The sequence below is a fragment of the Pseudomonas sp. C321 genome, assembly GCF_055407105.1.
Window position 1 is genome coordinate 741,931 of sequence record NZ_JBUZRB010000001.1, and the last position, 24,563, is coordinate 766,493.

A 24,563-nucleotide genomic window follows, 5' to 3' on the forward strand; every position below is an offset into this window, starting at 1 on the left:
CCTAACTATCCAACCTGAGCACCGCAAGGAAGGCTTCTTGTGGAATTTCCACGTTGCCCACTTGCTTCATGCGTTTTTTACCGGCCTTTTGCTTTTCAAGCAGCTTGCGCTTGCGGCTGACGTCGCCGCCATAGCATTTGGCCAGTACGTTTTTTCTGAGAGCTTTGACGGAGGTCCGTGCAATGATCTGCCCGCCAATGGCGGCCTGGATCGCGACATCGAACATCTGGCGCGGAATCAGTTCTTTCATCTTCTCGGTCAACTGGCGACCTTTGTAGTGCGCGTTTTCCTTGTGCACGATCAGCGCCAGGGCATCGACCTTGTCACCATTGATCAGCACGTCCAGCTTCACCAGATTAGCTGACTGATAACGATCAAAATGGTAATCCAGCGAAGCATAGCCGCGACTGGTGGATTTGAGACGGTCGAAGAAGTCCAGGACCACTTCGTTCATCGGCAAATCGTAGGTCACTTGCACCTGGGTACCGAGGAACAGCATGTCGTGCTGCACGCCACGCTTTTCGATACACAGGGTAATGACGTTGCCCAGGTGTTCCTGCGGCACAAGAATATTGGCCCGCACGATCGGCTCGCGCATGTCTTCGATGGCAGACAGATCCGGAAGCTTGGACGGGTTATCGACGTAAATCGTTTCACCGGTTTTGAGCAACAGCTCAAAAATAACCGTTGGCGCCGTGGTAATCAGGTCCAGGTCGTACTCGCGCTCCAGGCGTTCCTGGATGATTTCCATGTGCAGCATGCCGAGGAAGCCGCAACGGAAGCCAAAGCCCAGGGCATCGGAGCTTTCCGGGGTGTACTGCAACGACGAGTCGTTGAGGGTCAGCTTTTGCAGCGCTTCGCGAAAGTCTTCGAAGTCGTCGGAGCTGACCGGAAACAGGCCGGCGTAGACCTGCGGCTGGATGCGCTTGAAACCCGGCAGCACGTCGACATCAGGGGTGGAGCTCAAGGTCAGGGTGTCGCCGACCGGCGCACCGTGGATGTCCTTGATGCCGGCGATGATGAAGCCTACTTCACCGGCTTTCAGATCAACGGTCGCGGTGTGTTTCGGGTTGAATACACCAACGCTGTCCACCAGGTGGATCTTGCCGGTGGATTTGACCAGGATCTTGTCGCCCTTCTTCACACGGCCGTGGCGCACGCGTACCAGGGAAACAACGCCCAGGTAGTTGTCGAACCAGGAGTCGATGATCAACGCTTGCAGCGGATCGTCGTAATTACCGGTAGGCGCGGGAATGGTGTGAACCAGGCGTTCGAGCACTTCGTCGACGCCCTGGCCGGTCTTGGCGCTGCACTCGACGGCATCGGTGGCATCGATACCGATGATCTTCTCGATTTCTTCTTTCACGCGGTCTGGATCGGCCTGTGGCAGGTCGATCTTGTTCAGCACCGGCATGACTTCCAGGCCTTGCTCGATGGCGGTGTAGCAGTTGGCCACGGACTGGGCTTCCACGCCCTGCCCCGCGTCTACAACCAGCAACGCGCCTTCACAGGCCGCCAGCGACCGGCTGACTTCGTAGGTGAAGTCAACGTGGCCTGGGGTGTCAATGAAGTTCAGTTGGTACTTGATGCCATCGCGGGCGGTGTAATACAGAGTAACGCTGTGGGCCTTGATGGTGATCCCGCGCTCGCGTTCGAGGTCCATGGAGTCCAGTACCTGGGCTTCCATTTCACGCTCGGCAAGGCCGCCGCACATCTGGATGAATCGATCGGCCAGCGTCGACTTGCCATGGTCAATGTGGGCGATGATGGAGAAATTGCGGATATGACTCAAATCACTCACGGATCAACACTCAAAAAGGCTGCAGGCAGACTGCCCGCTGAAAAATAGCCGGGAATTGTACCTGATGCCCGGGCGTGACGTCACCAACAGTGACCAAGAACAAAAATGCCCCGATCTCGCAATCGGGGCATTTTTTGTTCATAAGCGCAGGATCAACCGGCTCGACGTAACAGCCAGAACCCGGCCAGGGCGCAGATAGTGGTCGGCACCAGCACCGCGAATAACGGTGAGAAACCGAAAACCAGGCTCGACGGTCCCAGCAAATCCTGGGCGATACGGAAGGTAAAGCCCACCAGTACGCCTGTAAATACACGCTGACCGAGGGTTACCGAACGCAGCGGGCCGAAGATAAAGGAGATCGCCATCAGCACCAGGGCGGCCGTCACTACCGGTTGCAATACCTTGACCCAGAACGCCAGCCAGTAGCGGCCGTTGTTCAGGCCCTGATCCTTGAGGTAGTGGATATAGCCCCACAAACCGGTGATCGGCAGGCTTTCCGGGATCATGATCACGGTATTGAGCAGTTGCGGGCTCAAGGCGATGTCCCAACGCTCTGTCGGCACATTGATCACTTCAGTGCTGGCCTGGGTGCCCATGCCGACATTACGGAAGTAAGTGGTGGTCACGTCGGTCAACTGCCAGTGATCCTGGCCGAACTGCGCGCGCTTGGCGAAGCTGGACGACAACATGTGCCGTTCTTTATCGAAGTGATAACGGGTGACACCAATCAGCAAGCCGCCAGGCTGTACGGCGTTGATGTGGATAAATTCATCACCCTGGCGGTGCCAGAGGCCGTGCCTGGAGCTCTGGGCATCACCCGAGCCCTGGGCCAGGGCGCGATTGGCCTGGCCCAGCGCTTCAGCAGGTGGCGCCACATACTCACCGACCAGGACGCTGGCCAGCACCAGCACCAGCATCGGCTTCATGACCGCCCAGACGATGCGACCGATGGAAACACCCGCCGCGCGCATGATGGTCAGCTCGCTGTTACTGGCCAGGCCACCGAGGCCGATCAGGCAACCGATCAGCGCGGCCATCGGCATCATGTCGTAGAGACGACGAGGCGCCGTCAGCGCCACATAACTCAGCACGTCAGTCACGGTGTAGGTGTCGCTGACACTGCCAACTTCGTCGATAAAGGCAAACAACGACGCCAGGCCCAGAATAATCCCCAGTACCGCAAGGATTGCGATCAGTACGCTGCTACCTATGTAGCGGTCGAGCTTAACCACGAGCCATCTCCTTCATGCTGCGACGACTCGCCATCTTCAAGCGCAACGGTTCCCAATAAAGCAGCAACAGCCCAATCGCCAGGAAGATTCCGTGAACCCACCACAAACCCAGGGTCGGCGACAGCTTGCCTTTCTCCAGGGAGCCACGGGCGGAAATCAGGATCGTCAGGTAAGCCATGTACAGCAGGATCGCCGGCAACAGCTTGAGGAAGCGCCCTTGTCGCGGATTGACGCGCGACAGCGGCACGGCCATCAGGGTCACGATAAACACCAGTAGCGGCAACGACAGGCGCCATTGCAGCTCGGCGTTGGCCCGCAGCTCCTTGTTGCCGATCAGGTCGAGGGTCGGGATGGCGTCGCGGTCGGTGACTTCGCTGCTGATATCCGGCTTGGCCAGCATCACGCCGTAGGTGTCGTACTTGATGGCGCGATAACTCGCCTGACCTGGGTTACCGTCGTAGCGATAGCCGTTTTCCAGAATCAAGTAACGGCTGCCGTCCGGGCGCACTTCCTGGCGGCCCGAATCAGCTACCAGCACAGAAATACCACGGTCTTTCTTGTCCTGGCTCAGGCGCTTCTCGGAAATGAATACGCCACCCAGGTTCGCGCGATCGTCGCTCAACGTCTCGGTATAGGTCACCCGAGTACCGTCGTTGAGCGCCTGAAAGCGACCCGGCACCAAGGTGTCGAACTCGGTCATGGCGTCCTGTTTATTGAGCAGCAACTGGAACTGCATGGCGCCCTGGGGGGCCAGGCTCAGGCTCAGCCAGGCCACCACCAAAGCGACGCCGGTGGCCGGGACCATGGTCATTGCCAGCAGGCGCTGTTGGCTCATGCCGGTGGCCGAGAGCACGGTCATCTCGCTTTCCAGATACAGCCGGCCATAGGCCAGCAAAATCCCGAGAAACAGGCCCAACGGCAAAATCAGTTGCAGGAAACCCGGCAAGCGAAAGCCCATGATCAGGAACAGCGAGCCCGGGTCAAGGGCGCCCGAGGCAGCCTGGGCCAGGTATTTAACGAAGCGACCACTCATGATGATGACCAGCAATACCGCGCTTACGGCACTCAGGGTCAACATGACTTCGCGGGACAGATAACGGAAGACGATCAAACCAGACACTCCAGGGTTGTCAGGCTAAGGCGGCCAAACAAGCACGCATAACGAGTCGACCCATTGACACGGGCCGGCTAAAAAGATGACGCATTATCATGGGATTGTCCGCGCCTGTCACTGCACATGCTCAAGCAGGCGCACAAAGCTGCCGGCAAGGGTTGTCAGGCGAAGACCACGGGGTTCAAACTGCGGCCTTTGTCGCAGGCGGTCTACAGGCCGCCAAGCTTATAAGCCGGAGTACAGACTCCAGGCTCACTGACCTTTATAAGGGACCCGAAAATGGAACTGGTTGTAAAAAGCGTTAGCCCCGAAACGTTGAAAACCGCCACCCTCGTGGTCGCCATCGGCGAAGGCCGCAAGCTTGGCGCTGCCGGCAAACAACTGGACGAACTGAGCGGTGGCGCCATCAGTGCCGTGCTCAAGCGCGGCGACCTAGCCGGCAAGGTCGGCCAGAGTCTGCTGCTGCAGAGCATGCCTAACCTCAAAGCCGACCGCGTATTGCTGGTAGGCGTGGGCAAGGATGCCGAACTGGGCGACCGGCCGTTCCGCAAGATCATCAGCACCATCCTCAATACCCTCAAGGGCCTGGGCGGCAGCGACGCAGCATTGGCACTGGACGAAATCGTGGTCAAGGGCCGCGACAGCTACGGCAAGACCCGTCTGCTGGCAGAAACCCTGCTGGACGGCGAATACGTCTTCGATCAGTTCAAGAGCCAGAAAACCGAACCCCGCGCCCTGAAGAAAGTCACCCTGCTGACCATCAAGGCCGCCCAGGCGGAAGTTGAACGCGCCGTGACCCACGCCCAGGCCATCGCCGGCGGCATGGCGTTTACCCGTGACCTGGGCAACCTGCCACCGAACATCTGCCACCCAACCTTCCTCGGCGAACAAGCCAAAGCGTTGGGCAAGGAATTCAAGGGCCTGAAAGTCGAAGTCCTGGATGAGAAGAAGATCAAGGAACTGGGCATGGGCTCGTTCTACGCCGTGGGCCAGGGCAGCGACCAGCCGCCACGCCTGATCGTGATGCAATACAACGGCGGCAAGAAATCCGAGAAACCGTACGCCCTGGTGGGTAAAGGCATCACCTTCGACACCGGTGGCATCAGCCTCAAGCCTGGCTTGGGCATGGACGAGATGAAGTACGACATGGGCGGCGCCGCCAGTGTCTTCGGTACCCTGCGCGCCGTGCTGGAACTCAAGCTGCCGATCAACCTGGTGTGCATCCTGGCCTGCGCCGAGAACATGCCAAGCGGCGGCGCAGCGCGTCCGGGCGACATCGTCACCACCTTGAGCGGCCAGACCGTGGAAATCCTCAACACCGACGCCGAAGGCCGCCTGGTGCTGTGCGACGCCCTGACCTACGCCGAACGCTTCAAGCCGCAAGCGGTGATCGACATCGCCACCCTGACCGGTGCGTGCATCGTTGCCCTGGGTTCCCACACTTCGGGCCTGCTGGGCAATAGCGACGAATTGATCGAGCAACTGCTCAGCGCCGGCAAGCAAGCCGACGACCGCGCCTGGCAGTTGCCGCTGTTCGATGAGTACCAGGAACAGCTGGACAGCCCGTTCGCCGACATCGCCAACATCGGCGGCCCGAAAGCCGGCACCATCACTGCAGCCTGCTTCCTGTCGCGCTTTGCCAAGAACTTCAACTGGGCCCACCTGGACATAGCTGGCACGGCCTGGACAAGCGGCGGCAAGGACAAGGGCGCCACTGGCCGTCCGGTACCCCTGCTGACCCAATACCTGCTGGATCGCGCCAAGGCCTAAACCCTGTGGAGCGAGTTCGCTCCTACAATTCCCGGGTCGGCTCCATATAGCCGGCCAGGGTTCAGGAACCGCAATGACCCAAGTCGACTTCTATATCCTGCCCAGCGCCGATCCTTCGGCACGCCTGGACTTTGCCTGCAAACTCACCGAAAAAGCCTGGCGCATGGGCCACCGCATTTACCTGCATTGCAGCGATGCCGCCCAGCGTGATGACCTTGACGCCCGCCTGTGGCGCTTCAAGGGCGAAAGCTTCGTGCCTCATGGGCCCGCCGAATCAGAGCCCGATGGCCTGGTAGTACTTGGCTTGGGAGATAGCTGCGGCGATCATCATGACCTGCTGGTCAACCTGGACCTGAAAGTACCGGCCTTCGCCAAGGGTTTCGCCCGCGTGGCAGAAGTGGTGGTGGAAGACCCAGCTATTCGTCAGGCCGCGCGGGAGAGTTTCCGTTTCTACCGCGAACAGGGCTATTCTCTGCAAGATCACCGGTTACAGCGACTCTGAGCACACGATGGACACTCCAAACCCGCTAAAAACGTCTGACCATCTGCTGGATGACCTTGAGTCGATCCGCCAGTTGCTCGGTGAAGACAATCTGCAGCCGCCGCTTTTGACTGATGCCGTCACTGGCGACGTACAAATCCCCCTACTGTTCGATATGGTCGGTAGCAAGCCTGTCGCGCCAGAGCCTGTCGAAATGCCTGCTGTACAAGCGGCGCCCGAACCTGCTGCCGAAAAAGCGCCCGACGCCCTTCTGCTGCACCTGGACAACGAACTGCGCGCCGCAGCGCAGTTGATCATGCAGGACGTGATCGACGACTTCGCCCCGCATATCGAAACCGAGATCAAGCGTCGGATGGATGCGCGGATGGAGCGGTTGCTCAGCCAATACCAATCCTAAGCCATACAAAGACCCCTGTGGGAGGGAGCTTGCTCCCGATGACGGTGTGCCAGACCCACCGCTATCGGGAGCAAGCCCCTCCCACATTTGATTGCATACACCTTAAGCCCTGTCTTCGCCTCGCCCTGCGCCCTATCCCCCGTTATACTTGCCGGCTTTCCTGAATAAATGCCAACTAGGGTCCCGCCGCGCATGGATAAGACCTACCAGCCGCACGCTATTGAAACTTCCTGGTACAAGACCTGGGAGTCCGAGAACTATTTCGCTCCGCAAGGCGCGGGCGATGCCTACACCATCATGATTCCGCCACCGAACGTCACTGGCAGCCTGCACATGGGCCATGGCTTCAACAATGCGATCATGGATGCGTTGATCCGTTTCCGCCGTATGCAGGGGCGCAACACCCTGTGGCAACCGGGCACCGACCACGCCGGCATCGCCACCCAGATGCTGGTGGAACGCCAACTGGAAGCCACCGGCCAGAGCCGTCACGACCTGGGCCGCGAAAAATTCCTGGAAAAAGTCTGGGAATGGAAAGATCAATCCGGCGGCAACATCAGCCGTCAGATTCGTCGCTTGGGTTCGTCCGTCGACTGGAGCCGCGAGCGCTTCACCATGGACGACGGCCTGTCGGAATCTGTGAAAGAAGCCTTCGTGCGCCTGCATGAAGACGGCCTGATCTACCGCGGCAAGCGCCTGGTCAACTGGGACACCAAGCTGCACACGGCGATTTCCGACCTTGAAGTGGAAAACCACGACGAGAAAGGTTTCCTGTGGAACCTCAAGTATCCGCTGGCCGACGGCGCCAAGACTGCCGAAGGCAACGACTACCTGATCGTCGCTACCACTCGTCCGGAAACCATGCTCGGCGACGCCGCCGTGGCCGTGAACCCGCAAGACGAACGCTATAAAGCACTGATCGGCAAGTTCATCGACCTGCCTTTGGTTGGCCGTCGCATCCCGATCATTGCTGACGACTACTGCGACCCGGAATTCGGCACCGGCTGCGTGAAAATCACCCCGGCCCACGATTTCAACGACTATGAAGTCGGCAAGCGCCACAACCTGCCGCTGCTGAACATCTTCGACAAAAACGCCGCCGTACTACCGGCCTGTCAAGTGTTCAACCTCGACGGCAAACTGAACGAAAGCATCGACGGCAAGATCCCGGCCCAATACGCCGGCCTCGACCGTTTTGAAGCGCGCAAGCAGATCGTTGCAGCGTTCGACGCAGCGGGCCTGCTGGTCAGCGTCGACGACCACGGCCTGAAAGTGCCGAAAGGCGACCGCTCCGGCACCATCATCGAGCCTTGGCTGACCGACCAGTGGTATGTCTCCACCAAGCCTCTGGCTGAACCCGCGATTGCGGCAGTGGAAGACGGCCGTATTGTGTTCGTGCCTAAACAGTACGAAAACATGTACTTCTCGTGGATGCGTGACATCCAGGATTGGTGCATCAGCCGCCAGCTGTGGTGGGGCCACCGCATTCCGGCCTGGTACGACGAGTCGGGCAAGGTCTACGTCGGCCGCGACGAAGCCGAAGTGCGGGCCAAGCACAACCTCGGCCCGGACGTGGCGCTGCAACAGGACAACGACGTACTGGACACCTGGTTCAGTGCAGGCTTGTGGACCTTCTCCACCCTGGGCTGGCCGCAGCAGACCGAGTTCCTGAAGAAATTCCACTCCACCGACGTGCTGGTTACCGGCTTCGACATCATTTTCTTCTGGGTCGCCCGGATGATCATGCTCACCATGCACCTGGTGAAGAACGAAGACGGCACGCCGCAAGTACCGTTCAAGACCGTGTACGTCCATGGCCTGGTACGCGACGGCCAGGGCCAGAAGATGTCCAAGTCCAAGGGCAACGTCCTTGACCCACTGGACATCATCGACGGCATCGAGCTGGAAACCCTGGTGCAAAAACGCACCTCGGGCCTGATGCAGCCAAAACTGGCGAAAAAGATCGAGAAGCAGACCCGCGACGAGTTCGCCGACGGCATTGCCAGCTACGGCACCGACGCTCTGCGCTTTACCTTCTGCTCGCTGGCGTCCACCGGTCGCGACATCAAGTTCGATATGGGCCGCGTCGAAGGCTATCGCAACTTCTGCAACAAGATCTGGAACGCCGCCCGCTACGTACTGGATAAAGGCGAAGACTGCGGACAGAACGGCGAAGAAGTCGAGCTGTCCCTGGCGGATCGCTGGATCATCTCCCAGCTGCAGCGCACCGAAGCCGAAGTGACCCGCCAACTCGACCAGTTCCGCTTCGACCTGGCCGCCCAGACCTTGTACGAGTTTATCTGGAACCAGTATTGCGACTGGTACCTGGAGCTGTCCAAGCCAGTGCTGTGGGACGAGAACGCGCCAATCGAACGTCAGCGTGGCACCCGTCGTACCCTGGTGCGCGTGCTGGAAGTGGCACTGCGCCTGGCCCATCCGTTCATGCCGTTCATCACCGAAGAAATCTGGCAGCGCCTGGCGCCGTTGGCTGGCATCGAAGGCAAGACCATCATGTTGCAACCTTGGCCGGTGGCCAACGAAGCGCGCATTGATCAGGCGGCTGAAGACGATATCGAATGGCTCAAGGCGCTGATGCTCGGCACCCGCAACATTCGCGCCGAGATGAACATTGGTCCTGGCAAGCCGCTGACCTTGTTCCTGAAGAACGTCAGTGCCGAAGATCAGCGTCGTCTCACCGAGAACGATGCACTGCTCAAGAAACTGGCCAAGCTGGAATCGATCACCGTATTGGCGGCTGGCGTCGAAGCACCGCTGTCGGCTACCGCACTGGTAGGCGAGATGGAAGTGCTGGTGCCCATGGCCGGTCTGATCGACAAAGCGGCTGAGCTGGCGCGTCTGGACAAGGAAATCCTGCGTCTGCAAGGCGAAGTGCAGCGGGTTGGCGGCAAGCTGTCCAATGCTGCATTCGTTGACAAGGCTCCGGCTGAAGTCATCGACAAGGAACGCGCCAAGCTGGCCGAAGCCGAACAGGCGTTGGGCAAGTTGGCGGAACAACATGCGCGAATTTCCAGCCTGTAAGGTGGAGCCCGTGTAAAAAAGAGACCTTCGGGTCTCTTTTTTTTGGCCAGGCAGAACACCGATATTTCCTGTTGAAAACCCGATCAATGTGGGAGCTGGCTCCCACATTTGACCGAAATCGACTCTGGAATGTGTGACAATACCCGCCACTCTTGAAACAAACCCAGAATCGACGCAGCCATGACCGCCCCCAGCACACCCAAAGCACCGCGCAAGAAGCCTAAACCCGCAACCCCGGCCAAGGCCGTCGTTCCACGGGAAAAGGCCAGCCTGCACCCGCGTAACCGCCACCAGGGCCGTTACGACTTCCCGGCGCTGATCAAGACCACGCCAGAACTGGCCAAGTTCGTGATCCTCAACCCCTACGGCAAGGAAAGCATCGACTTCGCCAGCCCGGATGCGGTGCGGGTGTTCAACCGGGCGCTGCTCAAGTCCTTCTATGGCGTCAATCACTGGGATATCCCGGCTGATTACCTGTGCCCACCGGTTCCTGGGCGTGCCGACTACGTACACTTCCTGGCCGACCTGCTGGCCAGCGTCAACGAAGGTGTGATCCCCCGTGGCGCGCCGGTCAAGGTGCTGGACATCGGCATGGGCGCCAACTGTGTCTACCCGTTGATCGGCTATAGCGATTACCGCTGGCACTTCCTCGGTTCGGAAGTCGACCCGACAGCCGTGGCCGCTGCCAAGGCCATTGTGCAGTCCAACGGGCTGAACAAGTCCATCCAGCTGCGCCTGCAAAGCAACCCCAAGCACATCCTGCTGGGCCTGCTGGAGCCGGGCGAACGCTTTGACCTGACCATGTGCAACCCGCCGTTCCATGCCTCCATGGATGAAGCGACCAAAGGCAGCGAGCGCAAATGGCGCGCCCTGGGCCGGGCCGACCCGAAACGCAAACTGCCTGTGCTCAATTTCGGCGGCCAATCGGCCGAATTGTGGTGTGAAGGCGGCGAAGCACGGTTTGTCACGCAGTTGATCGCCGAGAGCGCGAATTTCCAGCAAAAGGTGTTGTGGTTCAGCACCCTGGTATCAAAAGCGTCCAACCTGCCAGCAATCCAGACCGCGCTGAAAAAGGCGGGCGTATTGGAAAGCCAGGTGGTGGAAATGTCTCAGGGGCAGAAACAGAGCCGCTTCGTTGCCTGGACCTTCCAGACCAAATCCGAGCAGCAGACCTGGCGTCAGCGCTGGGCCCGTAAAGACTAAACCCAAGGAGCGAGGGCACCGCGGTTCTCCGGAGTGCCCACGTTATCTTGGCGTTTTTCGCGAGCAAGAACTAGGCGCCCCCTCGCTCCTACCGTTAAAACAAAATCGCAGGCAACAAAAAACCGTGCCCAGATCGCTCCGGAGCACGGTTTTTTTTTGCTGCGTCTTACTTGTTGATCGAGTCGGTCAGGCCTTTGGCCACAACCAGCTTGATAACTTTCTTGGCAGCGATTTCGATGGCAGCGCCAGTCGAAGGGTTACGGCCAGTACGGGCAGGACGCTCGGTCACTTTCAATTTGCCAACGCCTGGCAGAGTGATTTCGCCGCCGTTTTCCAGCTGGTCAGCAACGATCTGGCTCAGTTGGTCCAGAAGTGCGCGCACGGTAGTTTTCGGTGCGTCTACAGCTTCAGCCAGATCAGCGATCAGTTGGTCTTTAGTAATAGCCATTGTGGTGTTCCTTCCCTATCAAATTCATTTGGATTGCAGAGTGCAGTGTCAGCCATCGAGCCCGACCGTAAGGCCTGGCACCCGAGGCTATAACCACGAAGATCGGGGTTATAGATGCCTGAAACGGGGTTTGGTTCGACCTGACAAATGCTGAATGCACGCTTAACGCCGAGACATCGCGTAAGACGGGGCAAAACTAGCACAGAGACGGGGAAATATCCGCCTCTACCTACCCATTTGGTCAGCTTTATCGCTCTAAATCGTGAAAAAAACACATCTGGGTCGTCGGATGACTCCCGAAGTACCCTTCGGACACCGCCGCGACCAGCGGGTGCGGTACACTGGCGACTTTTTCCGGGAGGCCAACCACTCCCACTCAACCAGCCGAGAAGCCTATGCCGATCCGTCATTGCATCGTCCACCTGATCGACAAAAAACCCGACGGCACCCCTGCAATTCTCCATGCCCGCGACTCCGAGCTTGCCGAGTCGGCCGCCATCGAGAACATGCTTGCCGACCTCAACGAGAGCTATAACGCCAAACAAGGCAAGGCCTGGGGGTTTTTCCATGCCGAGTCGGGCGCGCACCCGTTCAGCGGCTGGTTGAAGGAATATTTCGACGGTGGCCTGGATTTCACTGCGTTCAGCCGGGTGGCGGTCGAGCATCTGCAAAAGCTGATGGAAGAGTCCAACCTCTCCGTCGGCGGCCATGTGCTGTTTGCCCACTATCAACAAGGCATGACCGACTACCTGGCCATCGCCCTGCTGCACCATAGTGAAGGCGTGGCGGTGACCGATGAGCTGGACGTGACGCCCTCGCGCCACCTGGACCTGGGCCAACTGCACCTCGCTGCACGGATCAACGTGTCCGAGTGGCAGAACAACAAGCAGTCCAAGCAATACATCTCCTTTATCAAGGGCAAGAACGGCAAAAAGGTCTCGGAGTACTTCCGCGACTTTATCGGCTGCCAGGAAGGTATCGACGGCCCGGGCGAGACCCGCACCCTGCTCAAGGCCTTCAGCGACTTCGTTGAAAGCGAAGACCTGCCGGACGAATCCGCCCGCGAGAAAACCAAGACCTTGGTGAATTACGCCAGCAGCCAGGCCAAACTTGGTGAGCCCATGGGCCTGGAAGAACTGTCGGGGCTGATTGACGAAGACCGGCCAAAAGCCTTCTACGATCACATCCGCAACAAGGATTACGGCTTGTCGCCGGAAATCCCGGCCGACAAACGCACCCTTAACCAGTTCCGTCGCTTCACCGGGCGCGCGGAAGGCCTGTCCATCAGCTTTGAAGCGCACCTGCTGGGCGACAAGATCGAATACGACGAAGCCGCTGGCACCCTGATCATCAAGGGCCTGCCGACCCAGTTGACTGACCAGCTCAAGCGCCGTAACTGATGCTGGGCGGGGTTCTGAAGAAAGTCCTGCTGGTGTTGCTGGTGGTGGTGGTTTTCCAGAACTGGGGCAAGATCGAGCGGGTATTCAACCCATCGCAGGTAGTGTCAGAGCAGGTCAGGGCCAACGCCAAGGTGGTGCTCTACACCACCGACTGGTGCGGCTACTGCAAGCAGACGCAACGTTTTCTCGATCAGAAGGGCATTCCCTATAAGGTCGTCGATATCGAAAAGGACGCCCAGGCGCGCAAGGCCTATGAGGCCTTGGGCGGTGGCGGGATTCCGTTTGTGGACGTGAACGGCACGCTGATTCGCGATTACAACCCGGATGCGATCATGGCGGCGCTCAAATAACCAGAGCCGATCACTTGTGGTGAGAGGGCTTGTCCCCTCACCACAAAAGCTCATTCACCTCAGATTTGGAAGCCTACATTAGACCGCTTGCCTACTGAGCCTGAATGCGAAACCCGAATCGTGGAAAGTGCACATGCACCGTGCCGCCACGCTCATCGGTACGGCGCAGGATCAACGCCTCGCGACCGGCGAACACCAACTCACCCGCCACAGGGTCGACGCCATAGTCGGTCGCAGCGATGGTTACCTGCTGGCCAGCCTTGAAGCCATTCGGCTCTTCGAACAGCTCATCCGGCAAGGCTGCAGGCGTGGCGTTTCGTGCCACCTCCAGGGCTTGCTCGGCGCTCATTTCAGTCGCCGAACCATGGCCAAACCCCATGACCCGCGCATGCCAGGTAGATACGGCGGGATAAACGTCGACCAGAGGCGATGTCACGGGCGTCGCTTTGAGAAACCACAACGGATGCGCCATGGCGAAGTCGGCAATCGACGGTTCGCCAAACAGGAAATCCCCTTGCTCACGCTGCAACTGTTGCTCCAGACGCGCCATGATAACTGGCCATTGATGGCGCGCCTGCTCGGCAGGCACACGGACGGCCGCGCCACCGGAGAACAACGCGGTCCGGTCGGCGACAAACGCCTTGACCGCTTCCGGCGATAACTTGGCAAAGCGCACCGCTACCGATTCAGGTTGGAACACCAGGCTGACGGCATGGGCGAACACCACCGAATCAACCCAGGCGGCAAAGGTCTGGGTAATCATCTCCTGGCCTTCAGGAAAGAGCGCCGGGGTGGCTTTTGCCTGTTCCAGGCGTTGGGCAATCATCGCGGTATCGCAGTAAATATCGGCCCCAACCTGCAACACCGGGGTTTTGCGGTAGCCACCGGTCAGGGCGGTCAAATCGGGCTTGGGCATCACTGGCGAGATATGCACCGAACGCCAGGAAAGGCCTTTGAAGCCCAGCATCAGACGAGTTTTTTCCGCGAATGGGGATGCCGGGTAATGGTGAAGAATCAACTCAGACATGCTGGAATCCGCTAAACGAGTGGACTTGCAGCTTAACGTGTGAAGACCAGACAGCCTACCCATCTGCTTGATGGGAACTTATCAGTCAAATTGATAAGCCACTGGCCGCCAGGCATTCCTTGGCGCTTTTTTTCAGCTTTTTGATCAGCCGCTCCTGACGCAGGGCTTCGCTTTTGCTGGAGCAAGCTTCGGTGTAGACCAGCGCCACCGCCGGGCTGGACAGGAAAAATCGTGCGCCCTTGCCGCTCTGGTGCGAGGCAAAGCGGCGCAGCGGATCATTGCTGATCCCGCAATACAGCGAGCCATTGGCTGCGCGCACCAAGTAGACGAACCACGTTTTGGGCGCTGCTGGCTCAACTTCAGCACAGGTAGAAGGACTATTCACAGACTGTTCTGGCAAACGAAAAGAGCGCCAATCTTATCAACGACTGGCCTGGAACGCCTTCAACCCTTTCAACGCCTGGGCACGCACCGCATTGCGTACCAGCGGCGTCCAACCCAACAGCAGTCCCTTGGTACCGAGAGCCTGGCGGGACCAGCGCCACAGGTCGAAGTGATCGTGGTGTTCGCAGATCTTGCCATCGCGAAAGACAAAGCGCGCCTGGATGTCGTTAACCACTGTATTACCGGTCTGGCTGAACAGATACGTCGCCACCCAATGGGCGCTACCGGTGATTTCATCACTGTGTACCCCGTCGAAGGTCAGGGAAAAATCCTTGGCCCGTGTGGTCAGCATGCGCCACATATCCCCTGCATCTCGCCCGCACAACTCGCCAAATGCCGGGTCGCTGAACACCACATCATCGGTGTAGCAAGCGCTCATGGCCTCCGCGTCCAACCGCTGGAAGGCGCTGTAGAACTCAGTGATCAGGGCGTTATGGGCGTCGCTCATGGGCAGGCTCCGAAAGGGTGGTGGCTACGTAAGGTAGTGCGCAAGCACCTGGAACACTATCGGCATTTATGGCGGGAATGCCACGGGTAAGGCCATAAGGCACCATGCCGCAACTTCGAGCATAGGCGCCACTGGAAGTGGTCTATCTGTAGGTTCAGAGCTTCTCGCTGGTGACTTGCACATACAACGCACGCCCGGCGCCAAGGCCCGCAATGATCGCGCCGAGACCGATCACCGCGAAAATCCAGCCCACGGCCGCCCAGCCGCCGGTCCAGTCATGCACCAGGCCGACCGCGAAGGGGCCGAGGGACGCCAGGGTGTAGCCAAAGCCCTGGGCCATGCTCGACAAATTGGCCGCCACGTGGGAGTCCCGCGAGCGCAGCACGATCAAGGTCAGCGCCAGGCTGAACGTACCACCCTGCCCCAGGCCCAGCAGAATCGCCCAGCCCCACAAACCGTCCAGCGGTGCATACAGGCAACCGAACAGGCCGCCAAGGGTCAGCAGCATCACCACCACGATAGCCAGGCGCTGGTCCTTGCCGCGCGTAGCCAACCAAGGCGCCGCCAGAGAGCTGGCCAGTTGCACGAGCACCGAACCTGAAAGCACCAGGCCTGCCTGGGTCGCCGTCAAGCCGCGACCGATCAGGATCGACGGCAACCAGCCAAATACGATGTAGGCCAGGGACGATTGCAGCCCCATGTACAACGTCACCTGCCAGGCCAGCGGGTCACGCAGCAAACCGCGCACGCGATAGGCCACGTGGTGGGCGCCGTGTTTCTGGCCAACCTGGGGCAGCCAGAACAGTGCAGCCACCAACGCCGGAAGAATCCAGAAACCCAGGCCGATGGCCCAGCTATCACCAAAATACTGGCTCAACGGCACAGTGGCACCGGCCGCCAGCGCCGCCCCCAGGCACAGGGCCATGGTGTAGACGCCAGTCATGGTGCCCGCCTGCTTGGCGAAGTCACGCTTGACGATACCGGGCAACAGTACGCCGATGATGCCGATGCTGGCGCCGGCCAGCAGGCTGCCAGCAAACAATCCGACTTCGCCGAAGGAACTGCGCAGGATGATGCCGCAAGCCAGGATCAGCAAAATCCCCAACACCACTCGCTCGGCACCAAAACGCCGGGCGAGGATTGGCGCCAGCGGCGCGAACAGCCCCAGACACAACACTGGCAGGGTGGTCAGCAGACCCGCCTTGGCTGCCGACAGGCCGAGGCTGCCGGACACTTCGCTGAGCAAGGGCGACATGCTCGACAACGCCGGACGCAGGTTCAGCGCCACCAGAATCAAGCCCAGCAGCAACAACCAGGGGCGACTCACCAGCGGATGACTGTGCTGAACCTCGTCATCATCGGCTTCGGCATCGATCAGCAGCTCTTCCAGCTCGGCCTTGCGCGGGGCATTTTCAGGCCGGAGCTTTTCTGTACGGCGCTTTTCTGTACTGAACATGATGTTCTCGGGTTCAAGGTTCATTGATCAACTGCCGGCAAAGGGCCTTGGCACGTTCCGGGTCCTGTTGCTCCACCGCATCGAGCAGCTCGGCATGCAAGTCGAACACCGCCTGGCGGCGAGGCTTGATATTGAGGGTTTGGCGCAACTGGGCGCCGACGATGCTGGAGAAGTACTGGTACAGCTCGCTCAAGGCGGGGTTGTGGGCGGCGTCCACCAGGCGTTTGTGGAACACCAGATCACAGCTGATGTAGTGTTCCAGATCGCCGTGGTAATGCTCACCGCTGGCGCTTAACGCCAGGCGCAGGGCGTGTAGGTCTTCATCGGTACGGCGCAGCGCAGCCAGTCCTATGGCTTCGACTTCAAGAATCTGCCGCGTCTCCTGGGCCTGGGCCAGGGAGCAGTGAGACAAGGCTTTCATCGCCCCCAGCGGGTCGATCATTGAGCGCAGGTAACTGCCGTCGCCCTGGCGAATCTCGATCAACCCGCAAAACGCCAGCACGCGCATGGCCTCGCGCACGGTATTGCGGCTGATGCCCAGTTCGGCAGACAGCTCAGGCTCGGTAGGCAGGCGCTCGCCGAGCGCCCATTTGCCCTGATTGATACGCTGGCGCAGTTGCTCCAGAGCCTGATCAACCAGGGAGCGTTTTATCAGTGGAGCAATGTCTGTCATGGGATTCGCCCTTTCATCCAATCATAGGATGAATTTTCCTACATGGTAGTCAGACTTGCCTACAAGGGCAACGCACTAGGGTTGTTTGCGTGACAACGCCATGACGCGTTTCAAGGGTCGCTGCGCAACCATTAGCGTCAAAGGCATGGAGCGGCGTGTCGATGATCTTTCTGGCTGGGAATACCAGAAGTGCGGGGAGCCTTCAAATACACCGAGCACAAGGAACATGAAAACCTCACGATTTCCTGAGCCCCAAACAATAAACCCGGCACTAGGCCGGGCTTACTTTTAAGCATCATCCACAGATCAATGCAGAATCTGGCTCAAGAACAACTTGGTTCGATCATTCTGCGGATTATCGAAGAAGTCATTCGGCGCCGCCTGTTCAACGATCTCACCCTTGTCCATGAAGATCACCCGGTTCGCCACAGTACGGGCAAAGCCCATTTCGTGGGTTACGCAGAGCATGGTCATGCCGTCTTCAGCCAGGCCGATCATGGTGTCCAGCACCTCTTTCACCATTTCCGGATCGAGTGCCGACGTCGGCTCATCGAACAGCATGATTTTCGGCTTCATGCATAGCGCCCGGGCAATCGCCACGCGTTGTTGCTGGCCGCCGGACAGTTGCCCCGGAAACTTGTGGGCCTGCTCCGGAATGCGCACGCGCTCCAGGTAATGCATGGCAATTTCTTCAGCCTTGCGCTTGGGCATCTTGCGCACCCACATCGGCGCCAGCGTGCAGTTTTGCAGGATGGTCAGGTGCGGGAACAGGTTGAAGTGCTGGAACACCATGCCGACTTCACGGCGGACCGTTTCGATCTGCTTGAGGTCGTTGGTCAGCTCCACGCCATCGACCACGATACGGCCTTGCTGGTGTTCTTCCAGGCGGTTAAGGCAGCGGATGGTGGTGGACTTGCCGGAACCCGACGGGCCACACAGCACGATACGCTCGCCCTGCTTGACGTTGAGGTTGATGTCTTTCAACACATGGAACTGGCCGTACCACTTGTTGACGCCCTGCATCTGGATAATGCCTTCAGGGCTTGCAGGCTGTTTGATCGCTTCGCTCATCACTTAATTCCTAAATTAGGTACAGCCTTAGCGCTTGTGGCCTGTGTCCAGCTTGTGTTCCAAATGAATGGAATAGCGGGACATACCAAAACAGAAAATCCAGAACACCAAGGCCGCAAACACATAGCCTTCGGTGGCCATACCCAACCATTTCGGGTCGGCGGCAGCTTGCTTGACGCTGTTGAGCAAGTCGAACAGGCCGATGATGATCACCAGGCTCGTGTCCTTGAACAGCGCAATGAAGGTGTTGACGATGCCCGGAATCACCATCTTCAACGCCTGGGGCAAGATCACCAGGCCCATACTGCGCCAGTAGCCCAGGCCCATCGCCGCAGCCGCTTCGTACTGGCCCTTGGGGATCGCCTGTAAACCACCGCGCACCACTTCAGCGACATAGGCCGACTGGAACAGGATCACGCCGATCAAGGCCCGCAGCAACTTGTCGATGCCCATGCCTTCAGGCAGGAACAACGGCAACATCACCGAAGACATGAACAGCACGGTGATCAACGGCACGCCGCGCCAGAACTCGATGAAGGTCACGCAGACAACCCGAATCGCCGGCATGTTCGAGCGTCGCCCCAGCGCCAGCAGGATGCCCAACGGCAAGGCCCCGGCGATACCGACCGTGGCGATCACCAGAGTCAGCATCAGGCCGCCCCATTGGCTGGTCGCTACATTGGTCAGGCCGAAGATCCCGCCGTGTAGCAGGAAGTAGGCAATGATCGGATACAGCACCAAAAAACTCAGGCCGTAGACTGCCTTGCGTTGAAAGCGCGAGATGAACAATGGCGCCACGCCAACAATGGCCAGCCACACGGTCATGTCCACACGCCAGCGCAGCTCGCTGGGGTAGTAGCCGTACATGAACTGCCCGAAGCGCTGTTGGATAAACACCCAGCAGGCGCCCTCCTTGGTGCAGTCGGCGCGGGTAGTACCGACCCAGTTGGCGTCGATGATTGCCCAACTGAGGATCGGTGGCACCACCAGGTAGATCAGGTAGAACGCCAACAGCGTCAGCAGGGTATTGAGCCAGCTGGAAAACATGTTGGCGCGCATCCACGCCATCGGCCCGAAAACTTTGCTCGGTGGCGGCATATCAGGTTTGAAAGTATGCGTACTCATGGGCGTTTCCTCACCGCTCGATCAGCGCAATGCGCTTGTTGTACCAGTTCATCAGCAGGGAAATGCTGATGCTGATCGCCAGGTACACGCTCATGGTGATGGCAATGACTTCGATGGCCTGGCCGGTCTGGTTGAGCACCGTGCCGGCAAACAACGAAACCATTTCCGGGTAACCGATACCGGCCGCCAGAGACGAGTTTTTCGCCAGGTTCAGGTATTGGCTGGTCAGCGGCGGAATGATCACCCGCAACGCTTGCGGAATGATGACCTTGCGCAACGTTGGGCCAGGGCGCAGCCCCAGGGAGCGGGCTGCTTCGGTCTGGCCGTGGCTGACCGACTTGATCCCGGAGCGCACGATCTCGGCGATAAACGCCGCGGTGTACACCGTCAGGGCCAGGGTCAGCGCCAGCAGTTCTGGAATCAACACCCAGCCGCCAACGAAGTTGAAGCCCTTGAGTTCCGGCATTTCCCAATGCACTGGTGCACCGAACAACAACGCGCACAATGCAGGGATCATCAGGATCAGGCCCAGGCCCACCCAAAACTTGTGGAACGGCACGCCAGTGGCTTCAAAGCGCTTGTTGGCCCAGCGGGTCATCAGCACGATGGCGATGATCGCCACCACAACGCTGACCACGAACGCCCAGAATCCGTCCGCCGCAATGGCGGCCGGCATGTTCAGGCCACGACTGCTGACAAAGAAGGTGTCACCGAAGTTATGACTGTTACGCGGCCCCGGCATGGTCAGGAACACCGCGAAGTACCAGAACAGGATTTGCAGCAGCGGCGGGATGTTGCGGAACACTTCCACATACACGGTCGCCAGTTTGCTGATGATCCAGTTCGGCGACAGCCGCGCCACACCAATAATGAAACCGAGGAGGGTCGCCAGGACCACGCCGATCACGGTCACCAGCAAGGTGTTGAGCAGGCCGATCACAAAGACCCGGGCGTAGCTGTCCGATTCCGTGTAGTCGATCAGATGCTGAGCGATGCCGAAGCCGGCACTGCGCTCAAGGAAGTCAAAACCCGAGGTAATGCCCCGGTGCTGAAGGTTGGTTTGCGTGTTGTTGAACAGGTACCAGCCCAGCGAGACCACCGCGACAATGGTGATGATCTGAAATAGCCACGCACGCACTTTTGGATCGCTGAAGCTGAGCTTCTGCTTTGGTGCGCCGATTTGATTTTGCATGAAGTGCCCCAGAAATAATGGTACAGAACATCACCCGGCGGTTGGCCCACCGGGTGATAGAACCATCAGCGATCAGCGCACAGGTGGTGCGTATTGAATGCCGCCGTTGTTCCACAGCGCGTTCAAGCCACGGTCGATAGCCAGAGGGGTGCTCTTGCCCAGGTTCTTCTCGAACACTTCGCCGTAGTTACCCACTTGCTTGACGATCTGCACGACCCAGTCCTTGCGAACCTTCAGGTCCTTGCCGTATTCACCGTCGGCGCCCAGCAGACGAGCGACGTCAGGGTTCTTGGTGGATTTGGCTTCGGCTTCAACGTTTTTCGAAGTGATACCGGCTTCTTCGGCGTTGAGCATGGCGAACAGGGTCCACTTGACGATGCTGAACCACTCTTCGTCGCCTTTACGCACGACCGGGCCCAGAGGCTCCTTGGAGATGGTTTCCGGCAGAACCACGTAGTCACCAGGGGACGCCAGCTTGCTGCGTTGTGCGTAGAGCTGGGATTTGTCCGAGGTCAACACGTCGCAACGACCGGATTCCAGCGACTTGGCGCTTTCGTCGGAGGTGTCGAAGGTGATCGGGGTGTACTTGAGGTTGTTGCCACGAAAGTAGTCGGAAACGTTCAGCTCAGTAGTGGTACCGGCCTGGATGCAGATGGTCGCGCCATCCAGTTCCTTGGCACTTTTCACACCCAGCTTGTTGTTTACCAGGAAGCCGATGCCGTCGTAGTAAGTCACGCCAGCGAACACCAGGCCCATGCCCGAATCCCGGGAACTGGTCCAGGTGGTATTACGCGACAGCACGTCAACTTCGCCGGACTGAAGCGCGGTGAAACGCTCCTTGGCATTCAACTGGCTGAATTTGACCTTGGTTGCGTCGCCGAAAACGGCAGCGGCCACGGCACGGCAAATGTCAGCGTCGATCCCGAGGATCTTGCCGCTGGCATCCGGTACCGAGAAGCCCGGCAAACCGTCGCTCACGCCACATTGCACAAAGCCTTTCTTCTGCACGGCATCCAGGGTGGCGCCGGCCTGGGCGAAACCACTGACACCCAATACGGCGGCCGCGGTCACGATGGCCAGGGTGGATTTCAATACCTTCATTCAAACCTCCAGTTTTGCTCTTGTTGTGTCGGAGCTTGAGCCCTGCCGCACCCTTTTGAGGCGAAATCGACCCGTGTTGGCTTTTTTTGGGGTCAAACGGCATCAGGCTGTCGCTATAAGTCCAGTAGGAGAAAGTCCATCGATGGATCGTCTTGCCCTAACCAAACAGCCGAACGGGCGATAGCCCTTTCATGTTTGCGAAGCCCGTAACAGGCAGTGGCAAACGTCCATCAATGGTCTTGCTATCCCCCATACGGCTGTGACTGATAGTGTTACCGCCGTAAGAGAGAGCTGACTTCAGCTTCTGCATAGCAAGCGCCGTACCACAGTGACGGCCAAAGCGATTCAGCCGCAGGTCAAGAGCAAAAGATTCAACCTTGCGACATCTTCTTAACTGATTAACCGACTGCGCACCGTCCCGACGCACTCAATCGGAGCGAGCGCACATTAATGGAGCAGACATGACCGAACCCTTGATTCTTCAGCCCGCCAAGCCCGCAGACGCCTGCGTTATCTGGTTGCATGGCCTGGGTGCCGATCGCTACGACTTCCTCCCGGTAGCCGAAGCCCTGCAGGAAACATTGCTGACCACACGCGTCGTTTTGCCCCAGGCACCGACTCGCGCGGTGACCATCAACGGCGGCTATGAAATGCCCAGTTGGTACGACATTCTGGCCATGAGCCCGGCCCGGGCCATCAGCCGCGAACAGCTTGATGAGTCGGCGAAAATGGTCACCGACTTGATCGAGGAGCAAAAAACCAGCGGAATAGACCCTTCGCGAATTTTTCTCGCCGGCTTTTCCCAAGGCGGCGCAGTGGTATTACACGCAGCCTTCCTGAAATGGCAGGGTGCCTTGGGTGGCGTACTTGCCCTCTCCACTTACGCACCGACCTTCAGCGATGAGCTGGAATTATCCGCCAGCCAACAGCGTATTCCCGTGCTGTGCCTACATGGTCAGTACGACGACGTGGTACAGAACGCCATGGGCCGTAGCGCTTATGAGCATTTGAAGTCCCGTGGTGTCACCGCGACATGGCAGGAATACCCAATGGGCCACGAAGTGTTACCCGAGGAGATACGCGATATCGGTGCCTGGTTGACCACTCATTTGGGCTGAAAACCACACATTGTGTAGCCGTATGACCAACGCACTACGCCGCGCCCGATTCTTGCATTACACTGGCCGGCGTACATTCCTTAACCAATTGATGAGATGACCGTGCTCAAAGCACTCAAGAAAATGTTCGGTAAAAGCGAGGCTGAGCAGCTCGCGCCTGGTTCCAGTGCCCACGCCCACGTTCAAGGCAGCCGCAATGACGGTCAGCAGCCAGGCCGGACCGCACCTGTTGCCTCGCCAAAAAAAGAGCCGGTGACCACACCCGCCACGGTTGAAACCGCGCAAGAGCAGCCCGCTGAGAAGCCGCTCCAGGAGAAGCCTCGCCGCGAGCGAGCGCCCAAACCTGTGGTCATTCCCTGGAAGCTGGAAGACTTCGCAGTCGAACCCCAGGAAGGCAAAACCCGTTTCCACGACTTCAAACTCGCCCCAGAACTGATGCACGCCATCCAGGACCTGGGGTTCCCGTACTGCACGCCGATCCAGGCGCAAGTACTGGGTTTCACCCTGGCGGGTAAAGACGCCATCGGTCGCGCGCAGACCGGCACCGGCAAGACCGCCGCGTTCCTGATCTCGATCATCACTCAACTGCTGCAAACCCCGCCGCCCAAAGAGCGCTACATGGGCGAGCCCCGTGCGCTGATCATCGCTCCGACCCGGGAGCTGGTGGTGCAGATCGCCAAGGACGCCGCCGACCTGACCAAGTACACCGGCCTCAACGTCATGACGTTCGTGGGCGGTATGGACTTCGACAAACAGCTCAAGCACCTGGAAGCACGCCACTGCGACATCCTGGTAGCAACACCGGGCCGTTTGCTGGACTTCAACCAGCGCGGCGACGTGCACCTGGACATGGTCGAAGTGATGGTGCTGGACGAAGCCGACCGCATGCTCGACATGGGTTTCATCCCGCAAGTGCGTCAGATCATTCGCCAGACCCCGCCGAAAGACGAACGCCAGACCCTGCTGTTCTCCGCGACCTTCACTGAAGACGTGATGAACCTCGCCAAGCAGTGGACCACTGAGCCGTCCATCGTCGAGATCGAAGCGCTGAACGTTGCCAGCGAAAACGTCGAACAGCACATCTACGCCGTTGCCGGCGCCGACAAGTACAAGTTGCTCTACAACCTGATCAACGACAACGGCTGGGAACGGGTCATGGTCTTTGCCAACCGCAAGGACGAAGTGCGGCGCATCGAAGAACGCCTGGTGCGTGACGGCGTCAACGCTGCGCAATTGTCCGGCGACGTACCGCAGCACAAGCGTATCAAGACGCTGGAAGGTTTTCGCGAAGGCAAGATTCGCGTGCTGGTGGCCACCGACGTGGCCGGCCGTGGGATTCATATCGAAGGCATCAGCCACGTGATCAACTTCACCCTGCCGGAAGTACCGGACGACTACGTACACCGCATCGGCCGTACCGGTCGCGCAGGTGCCGCTGGCGTGTCCATCAGCTTTGCCGGTGAAGATGACTCCTATCAGTTGCCGTCGATCGAAACCCTGCTGGGCCGCAAGATCAGTTGCGAAACGCCGACCACGCATTTGTTGCGCCCGGTGGAGCGCAAACGGCCTTAAGGACTACGCCGCTTTCTGTAGGAGCGAGCTTGCTCGCGAAAAACGTTAACGATAACGCGTGCATCCTGGATAAACGCGGT

Annotated in this window: 22 protein-coding genes; 9 read left to right on the forward strand and 13 right to left on the reverse strand. The window is 59.1% G+C overall.

The features are described 5' to 3' along the window. Nucleotide 1: 1 nt before the first annotated feature. From lepA to lptF, 3 genes are all read right to left on the reverse strand, one after another. The gene (lepA, locus tag ACZRJ6_RS03515) at nucleotides 2-1,801 is read right to left on the reverse strand and encodes a translation elongation factor 4 (protein WP_463967090.1); all 1,800 of its coding nucleotides are present in this window, start codon (nucleotides 1,799-1,801) and stop codon (nucleotides 2-4) included. A 152-nt stretch (nucleotides 1,802-1,953) separates the two neighbouring features. Next, entirely contained in the window at nucleotides 1,954-3,033 is a 1,080-nt protein-coding gene (gene lptG, locus ACZRJ6_RS03520) for an LPS export ABC transporter permease LptG (RefSeq protein ID WP_463967091.1), read from the reverse strand. After that, nucleotides 3,026-4,144 carry an LPS export ABC transporter permease LptF gene (gene lptF / locus ACZRJ6_RS03525; RefSeq protein WP_463967092.1) on the reverse strand — a complete coding sequence of 373 codons (1,119 nt, stop codon included), beginning with the start codon at nucleotides 4,142-4,144 and terminating at the stop codon, nucleotides 3,026-3,028. The genes lptG and lptF overlap by 8 nt, the downstream gene beginning before the upstream one ends. Nucleotides 4,145-4,426: 282 nt before the next feature. On the opposite strand from lptF, the gene ACZRJ6_RS03530 reads away from it, so the two are divergent. From ACZRJ6_RS03530 to rlmF, 5 genes are all read left to right on the forward strand, one after another. Then, a complete protein-coding gene (locus tag ACZRJ6_RS03530) occupies nucleotides 4,427-5,917 on the forward strand; it encodes a leucyl aminopeptidase (protein WP_463967093.1) in 1,491 nt (496 codons plus the stop codon). A gap of 73 nt (nucleotides 5,918-5,990) precedes the next feature. After that, entirely contained in the window at nucleotides 5,991-6,419 is a 429-nt protein-coding gene (locus tag ACZRJ6_RS03535; RefSeq protein ID WP_463967094.1) for a DNA polymerase III subunit chi, read from the forward strand. Between the two features lie 7 nt (nucleotides 6,420-6,426). Beyond that, on the forward strand, nucleotides 6,427-6,816 hold the full coding sequence (locus ACZRJ6_RS03540; protein WP_463967095.1) for a DNA polymerase III subunit chi: 390 nt from the start codon (nucleotides 6,427-6,429) through the stop codon (nucleotides 6,814-6,816). A 192-nt stretch (nucleotides 6,817-7,008) separates the two neighbouring features. Then, nucleotides 7,009-9,855, forward strand: coding sequence for a valine--tRNA ligase (locus ACZRJ6_RS03545; RefSeq protein ID WP_463967096.1), 2,847 nt, complete (start codon nucleotides 7,009-7,011; stop codon nucleotides 9,853-9,855). Nucleotides 9,856-10,035: 180 nt separating this feature from the next. Further along, nucleotides 10,036-11,058, forward strand: coding sequence for a 23S rRNA (adenine(1618)-N(6))-methyltransferase RlmF (gene rlmF / locus ACZRJ6_RS03550; RefSeq protein WP_463967097.1), 1,023 nt, complete (start codon nucleotides 10,036-10,038; stop codon nucleotides 11,056-11,058). A gap of 166 nt (nucleotides 11,059-11,224) precedes the next feature. Here rlmF and ACZRJ6_RS03555 read toward each other — a convergent pair whose 3' ends face one another. Next, a complete protein-coding gene (locus ACZRJ6_RS03555; RefSeq protein WP_133099761.1) occupies nucleotides 11,225-11,506 on the reverse strand; it encodes an HU family DNA-binding protein in 282 nt (93 codons plus the stop codon). A gap of 395 nt (nucleotides 11,507-11,901) precedes the next feature. Between ACZRJ6_RS03555 and yejK the strand changes: the two genes are divergently transcribed. Both yejK and ACZRJ6_RS03565 read left to right on the forward strand, forming a co-directional pair. Further along, nucleotides 11,902-12,906 carry a nucleoid-associated protein YejK gene (yejK, locus tag ACZRJ6_RS03560; protein WP_133099762.1) on the forward strand — a complete coding sequence of 335 codons (1,005 nt, stop codon included), beginning with the start codon at nucleotides 11,902-11,904 and terminating at the stop codon, nucleotides 12,904-12,906. Next, nucleotides 12,906-13,256: a glutaredoxin family protein gene (locus ACZRJ6_RS03565; RefSeq protein WP_463967098.1), complete on the forward strand. Its 351-nt coding sequence runs from the start codon at nucleotides 12,906-12,908 to the stop codon at nucleotides 13,254-13,256. Before yejK ends, ACZRJ6_RS03565 begins: the two co-directional genes overlap by 1 nt. Before the next feature lie 91 nt (nucleotides 13,257-13,347). Here the strand turns inward: ACZRJ6_RS03565 and ACZRJ6_RS03570 are convergent, their stop codons facing one another. The 9 genes from ACZRJ6_RS03570 to ACZRJ6_RS03610 form a co-directional block, all read right to left on the reverse strand. Then, entirely contained in the window at nucleotides 13,348-14,283 is a 936-nt protein-coding gene (locus tag ACZRJ6_RS03570; RefSeq protein ID WP_463967099.1) for a glutathione S-transferase family protein, read from the reverse strand. A gap of 85 nt (nucleotides 14,284-14,368) precedes the next feature. Continuing rightward, nucleotides 14,369-14,668: a GIY-YIG nuclease family protein gene (locus ACZRJ6_RS03575; protein ID WP_133099765.1), complete on the reverse strand. Its 300-nt coding sequence runs from the start codon at nucleotides 14,666-14,668 to the stop codon at nucleotides 14,369-14,371. A 36-nt stretch (nucleotides 14,669-14,704) separates the two neighbouring features. Beyond that, on the reverse strand, nucleotides 14,705-15,175 hold the full coding sequence (locus ACZRJ6_RS03580) for a nuclear transport factor 2 family protein (protein WP_463967100.1): 471 nt from the start codon (nucleotides 15,173-15,175) through the stop codon (nucleotides 14,705-14,707). A gap of 154 nt (nucleotides 15,176-15,329) precedes the next feature. Further along, nucleotides 15,330-16,655, reverse strand: coding sequence for a CynX/NimT family MFS transporter (locus ACZRJ6_RS03585; protein WP_463967101.1), 1,326 nt, complete (start codon nucleotides 16,653-16,655; stop codon nucleotides 15,330-15,332). Then, nucleotides 16,645-17,304, reverse strand: coding sequence for a FadR/GntR family transcriptional regulator (locus ACZRJ6_RS03590; RefSeq protein ID WP_463967102.1), 660 nt, complete (start codon nucleotides 17,302-17,304; stop codon nucleotides 16,645-16,647). The genes ACZRJ6_RS03585 and ACZRJ6_RS03590 overlap by 11 nt, the downstream gene beginning before the upstream one ends. Nucleotides 17,305-17,610: 306 nt before the next feature. Then, a complete protein-coding gene (locus ACZRJ6_RS03595) occupies nucleotides 17,611-18,375 on the reverse strand; it encodes an amino acid ABC transporter ATP-binding protein (protein ID WP_017340656.1) in 765 nt (254 codons plus the stop codon). 27 nt (nucleotides 18,376-18,402) lie between these two features. Beyond that, nucleotides 18,403-19,500, reverse strand: a complete 1,098-nt coding sequence (locus ACZRJ6_RS03600; protein WP_463967103.1) for an amino acid ABC transporter permease — start codon at nucleotides 19,498-19,500, stop codon at nucleotides 18,403-18,405. Nucleotides 19,501-19,510: 10 nt separating this feature from the next. Further along, the gene (locus tag ACZRJ6_RS03605) at nucleotides 19,511-20,692 is read right to left on the reverse strand and encodes an amino acid ABC transporter permease (protein ID WP_463967104.1); all 1,182 of its coding nucleotides are present in this window, start codon (nucleotides 20,690-20,692) and stop codon (nucleotides 19,511-19,513) included. Between the two features lie 72 nt (nucleotides 20,693-20,764). Then, nucleotides 20,765-21,793, reverse strand: coding sequence for an amino acid ABC transporter substrate-binding protein (locus ACZRJ6_RS03610; protein ID WP_463967105.1), 1,029 nt, complete (start codon nucleotides 21,791-21,793; stop codon nucleotides 20,765-20,767). Between the two features lie 461 nt (nucleotides 21,794-22,254). Between ACZRJ6_RS03610 and ACZRJ6_RS03615 the strand changes: the two genes are divergently transcribed. Both ACZRJ6_RS03615 and rhlB read left to right on the forward strand, forming a co-directional pair. Then, nucleotides 22,255-22,911: an alpha/beta hydrolase gene (locus ACZRJ6_RS03615; protein WP_463967106.1), complete on the forward strand. Its 657-nt coding sequence runs from the start codon at nucleotides 22,255-22,257 to the stop codon at nucleotides 22,909-22,911. A gap of 96 nt (nucleotides 22,912-23,007) precedes the next feature. After that, nucleotides 23,008-24,483, forward strand: a complete 1,476-nt coding sequence (gene rhlB / locus ACZRJ6_RS03620) for an ATP-dependent RNA helicase RhlB (protein WP_463967107.1) — start codon at nucleotides 23,008-23,010, stop codon at nucleotides 24,481-24,483. Nucleotides 24,484-24,563: the final 80 nt, after the last annotated feature.

Excerpts from the sequence above, each read along its gene's own strand:
- ACZRJ6_RS03565 (WP_463967098.1), top strand. The coding sequence starts at position 12,906 with ATGCTGGGCGGGGTTCTGAAGAAAGTCCTGCTGGTGTTGCTGGTGGTG.
- ACZRJ6_RS03595 (WP_017340656.1), bottom strand. The coding sequence starts at position 18,375 with ATGAGCGAAGCGATCAAACAGCCTGCAAGCCCTGAAGGCATTATCCAG.
- ACZRJ6_RS03590 (WP_463967102.1), bottom strand. The coding sequence starts at position 17,304 with ATGACAGACATTGCTCCACTGATAAAACGCTCCCTGGTTGATCAGGCT.
- ACZRJ6_RS03615 (WP_463967106.1), top strand. The coding sequence starts at position 22,255 with ATGACCGAACCCTTGATTCTTCAGCCCGCCAAGCCCGCAGACGCCTGC.
- rlmF (WP_463967097.1), top strand. The coding sequence starts at position 10,036 with ATGACCGCCCCCAGCACACCCAAAGCACCGCGCAAGAAGCCTAAACCC.
- ACZRJ6_RS03530 (WP_463967093.1), top strand. The coding sequence starts at position 4,427 with ATGGAACTGGTTGTAAAAAGCGTTAGCCCCGAAACGTTGAAAACCGCC.
- ACZRJ6_RS03540 (WP_463967095.1), top strand. The coding sequence starts at position 6,427 with ATGGACACTCCAAACCCGCTAAAAACGTCTGACCATCTGCTGGATGAC.
- rhlB (WP_463967107.1), top strand. The coding sequence starts at position 23,008 with ATGACCGTGCTCAAAGCACTCAAGAAAATGTTCGGTAAAAGCGAGGCT.
- ACZRJ6_RS03610 (WP_463967105.1), bottom strand. The coding sequence starts at position 21,793 with ATGAAGGTATTGAAATCCACCCTGGCCATCGTGACCGCGGCCGCCGTA.
- yejK (WP_133099762.1), top strand. The coding sequence starts at position 11,902 with ATGCCGATCCGTCATTGCATCGTCCACCTGATCGACAAAAAACCCGAC.
- ACZRJ6_RS03535 (WP_463967094.1), top strand. The coding sequence starts at position 5,991 with ATGACCCAAGTCGACTTCTATATCCTGCCCAGCGCCGATCCTTCGGCA.
- ACZRJ6_RS03600 (WP_463967103.1), bottom strand. The coding sequence starts at position 19,500 with ATGAGTACGCATACTTTCAAACCTGATATGCCGCCACCGAGCAAAGTT.
- ACZRJ6_RS03585 (WP_463967101.1), bottom strand. The coding sequence starts at position 16,655 with ATGAACCTTGAACCCGAGAACATCATGTTCAGTACAGAAAAGCGCCGT.
- ACZRJ6_RS03555 (WP_133099761.1), bottom strand. The coding sequence starts at position 11,506 with ATGGCTATTACTAAAGACCAACTGATCGCTGATCTGGCTGAAGCTGTA.
- ACZRJ6_RS03580 (WP_463967100.1), bottom strand. The coding sequence starts at position 15,175 with ATGAGCGACGCCCATAACGCCCTGATCACTGAGTTCTACAGCGCCTTC.
- ACZRJ6_RS03605 (WP_463967104.1), bottom strand. The coding sequence starts at position 20,692 with ATGCAAAATCAAATCGGCGCACCAAAGCAGAAGCTCAGCTTCAGCGAT.
- ACZRJ6_RS03570 (WP_463967099.1), bottom strand. The coding sequence starts at position 14,283 with ATGTCTGAGTTGATTCTTCACCATTACCCGGCATCCCCATTCGCGGAA.
- ACZRJ6_RS03545 (WP_463967096.1), top strand. The coding sequence starts at position 7,009 with ATGGATAAGACCTACCAGCCGCACGCTATTGAAACTTCCTGGTACAAG.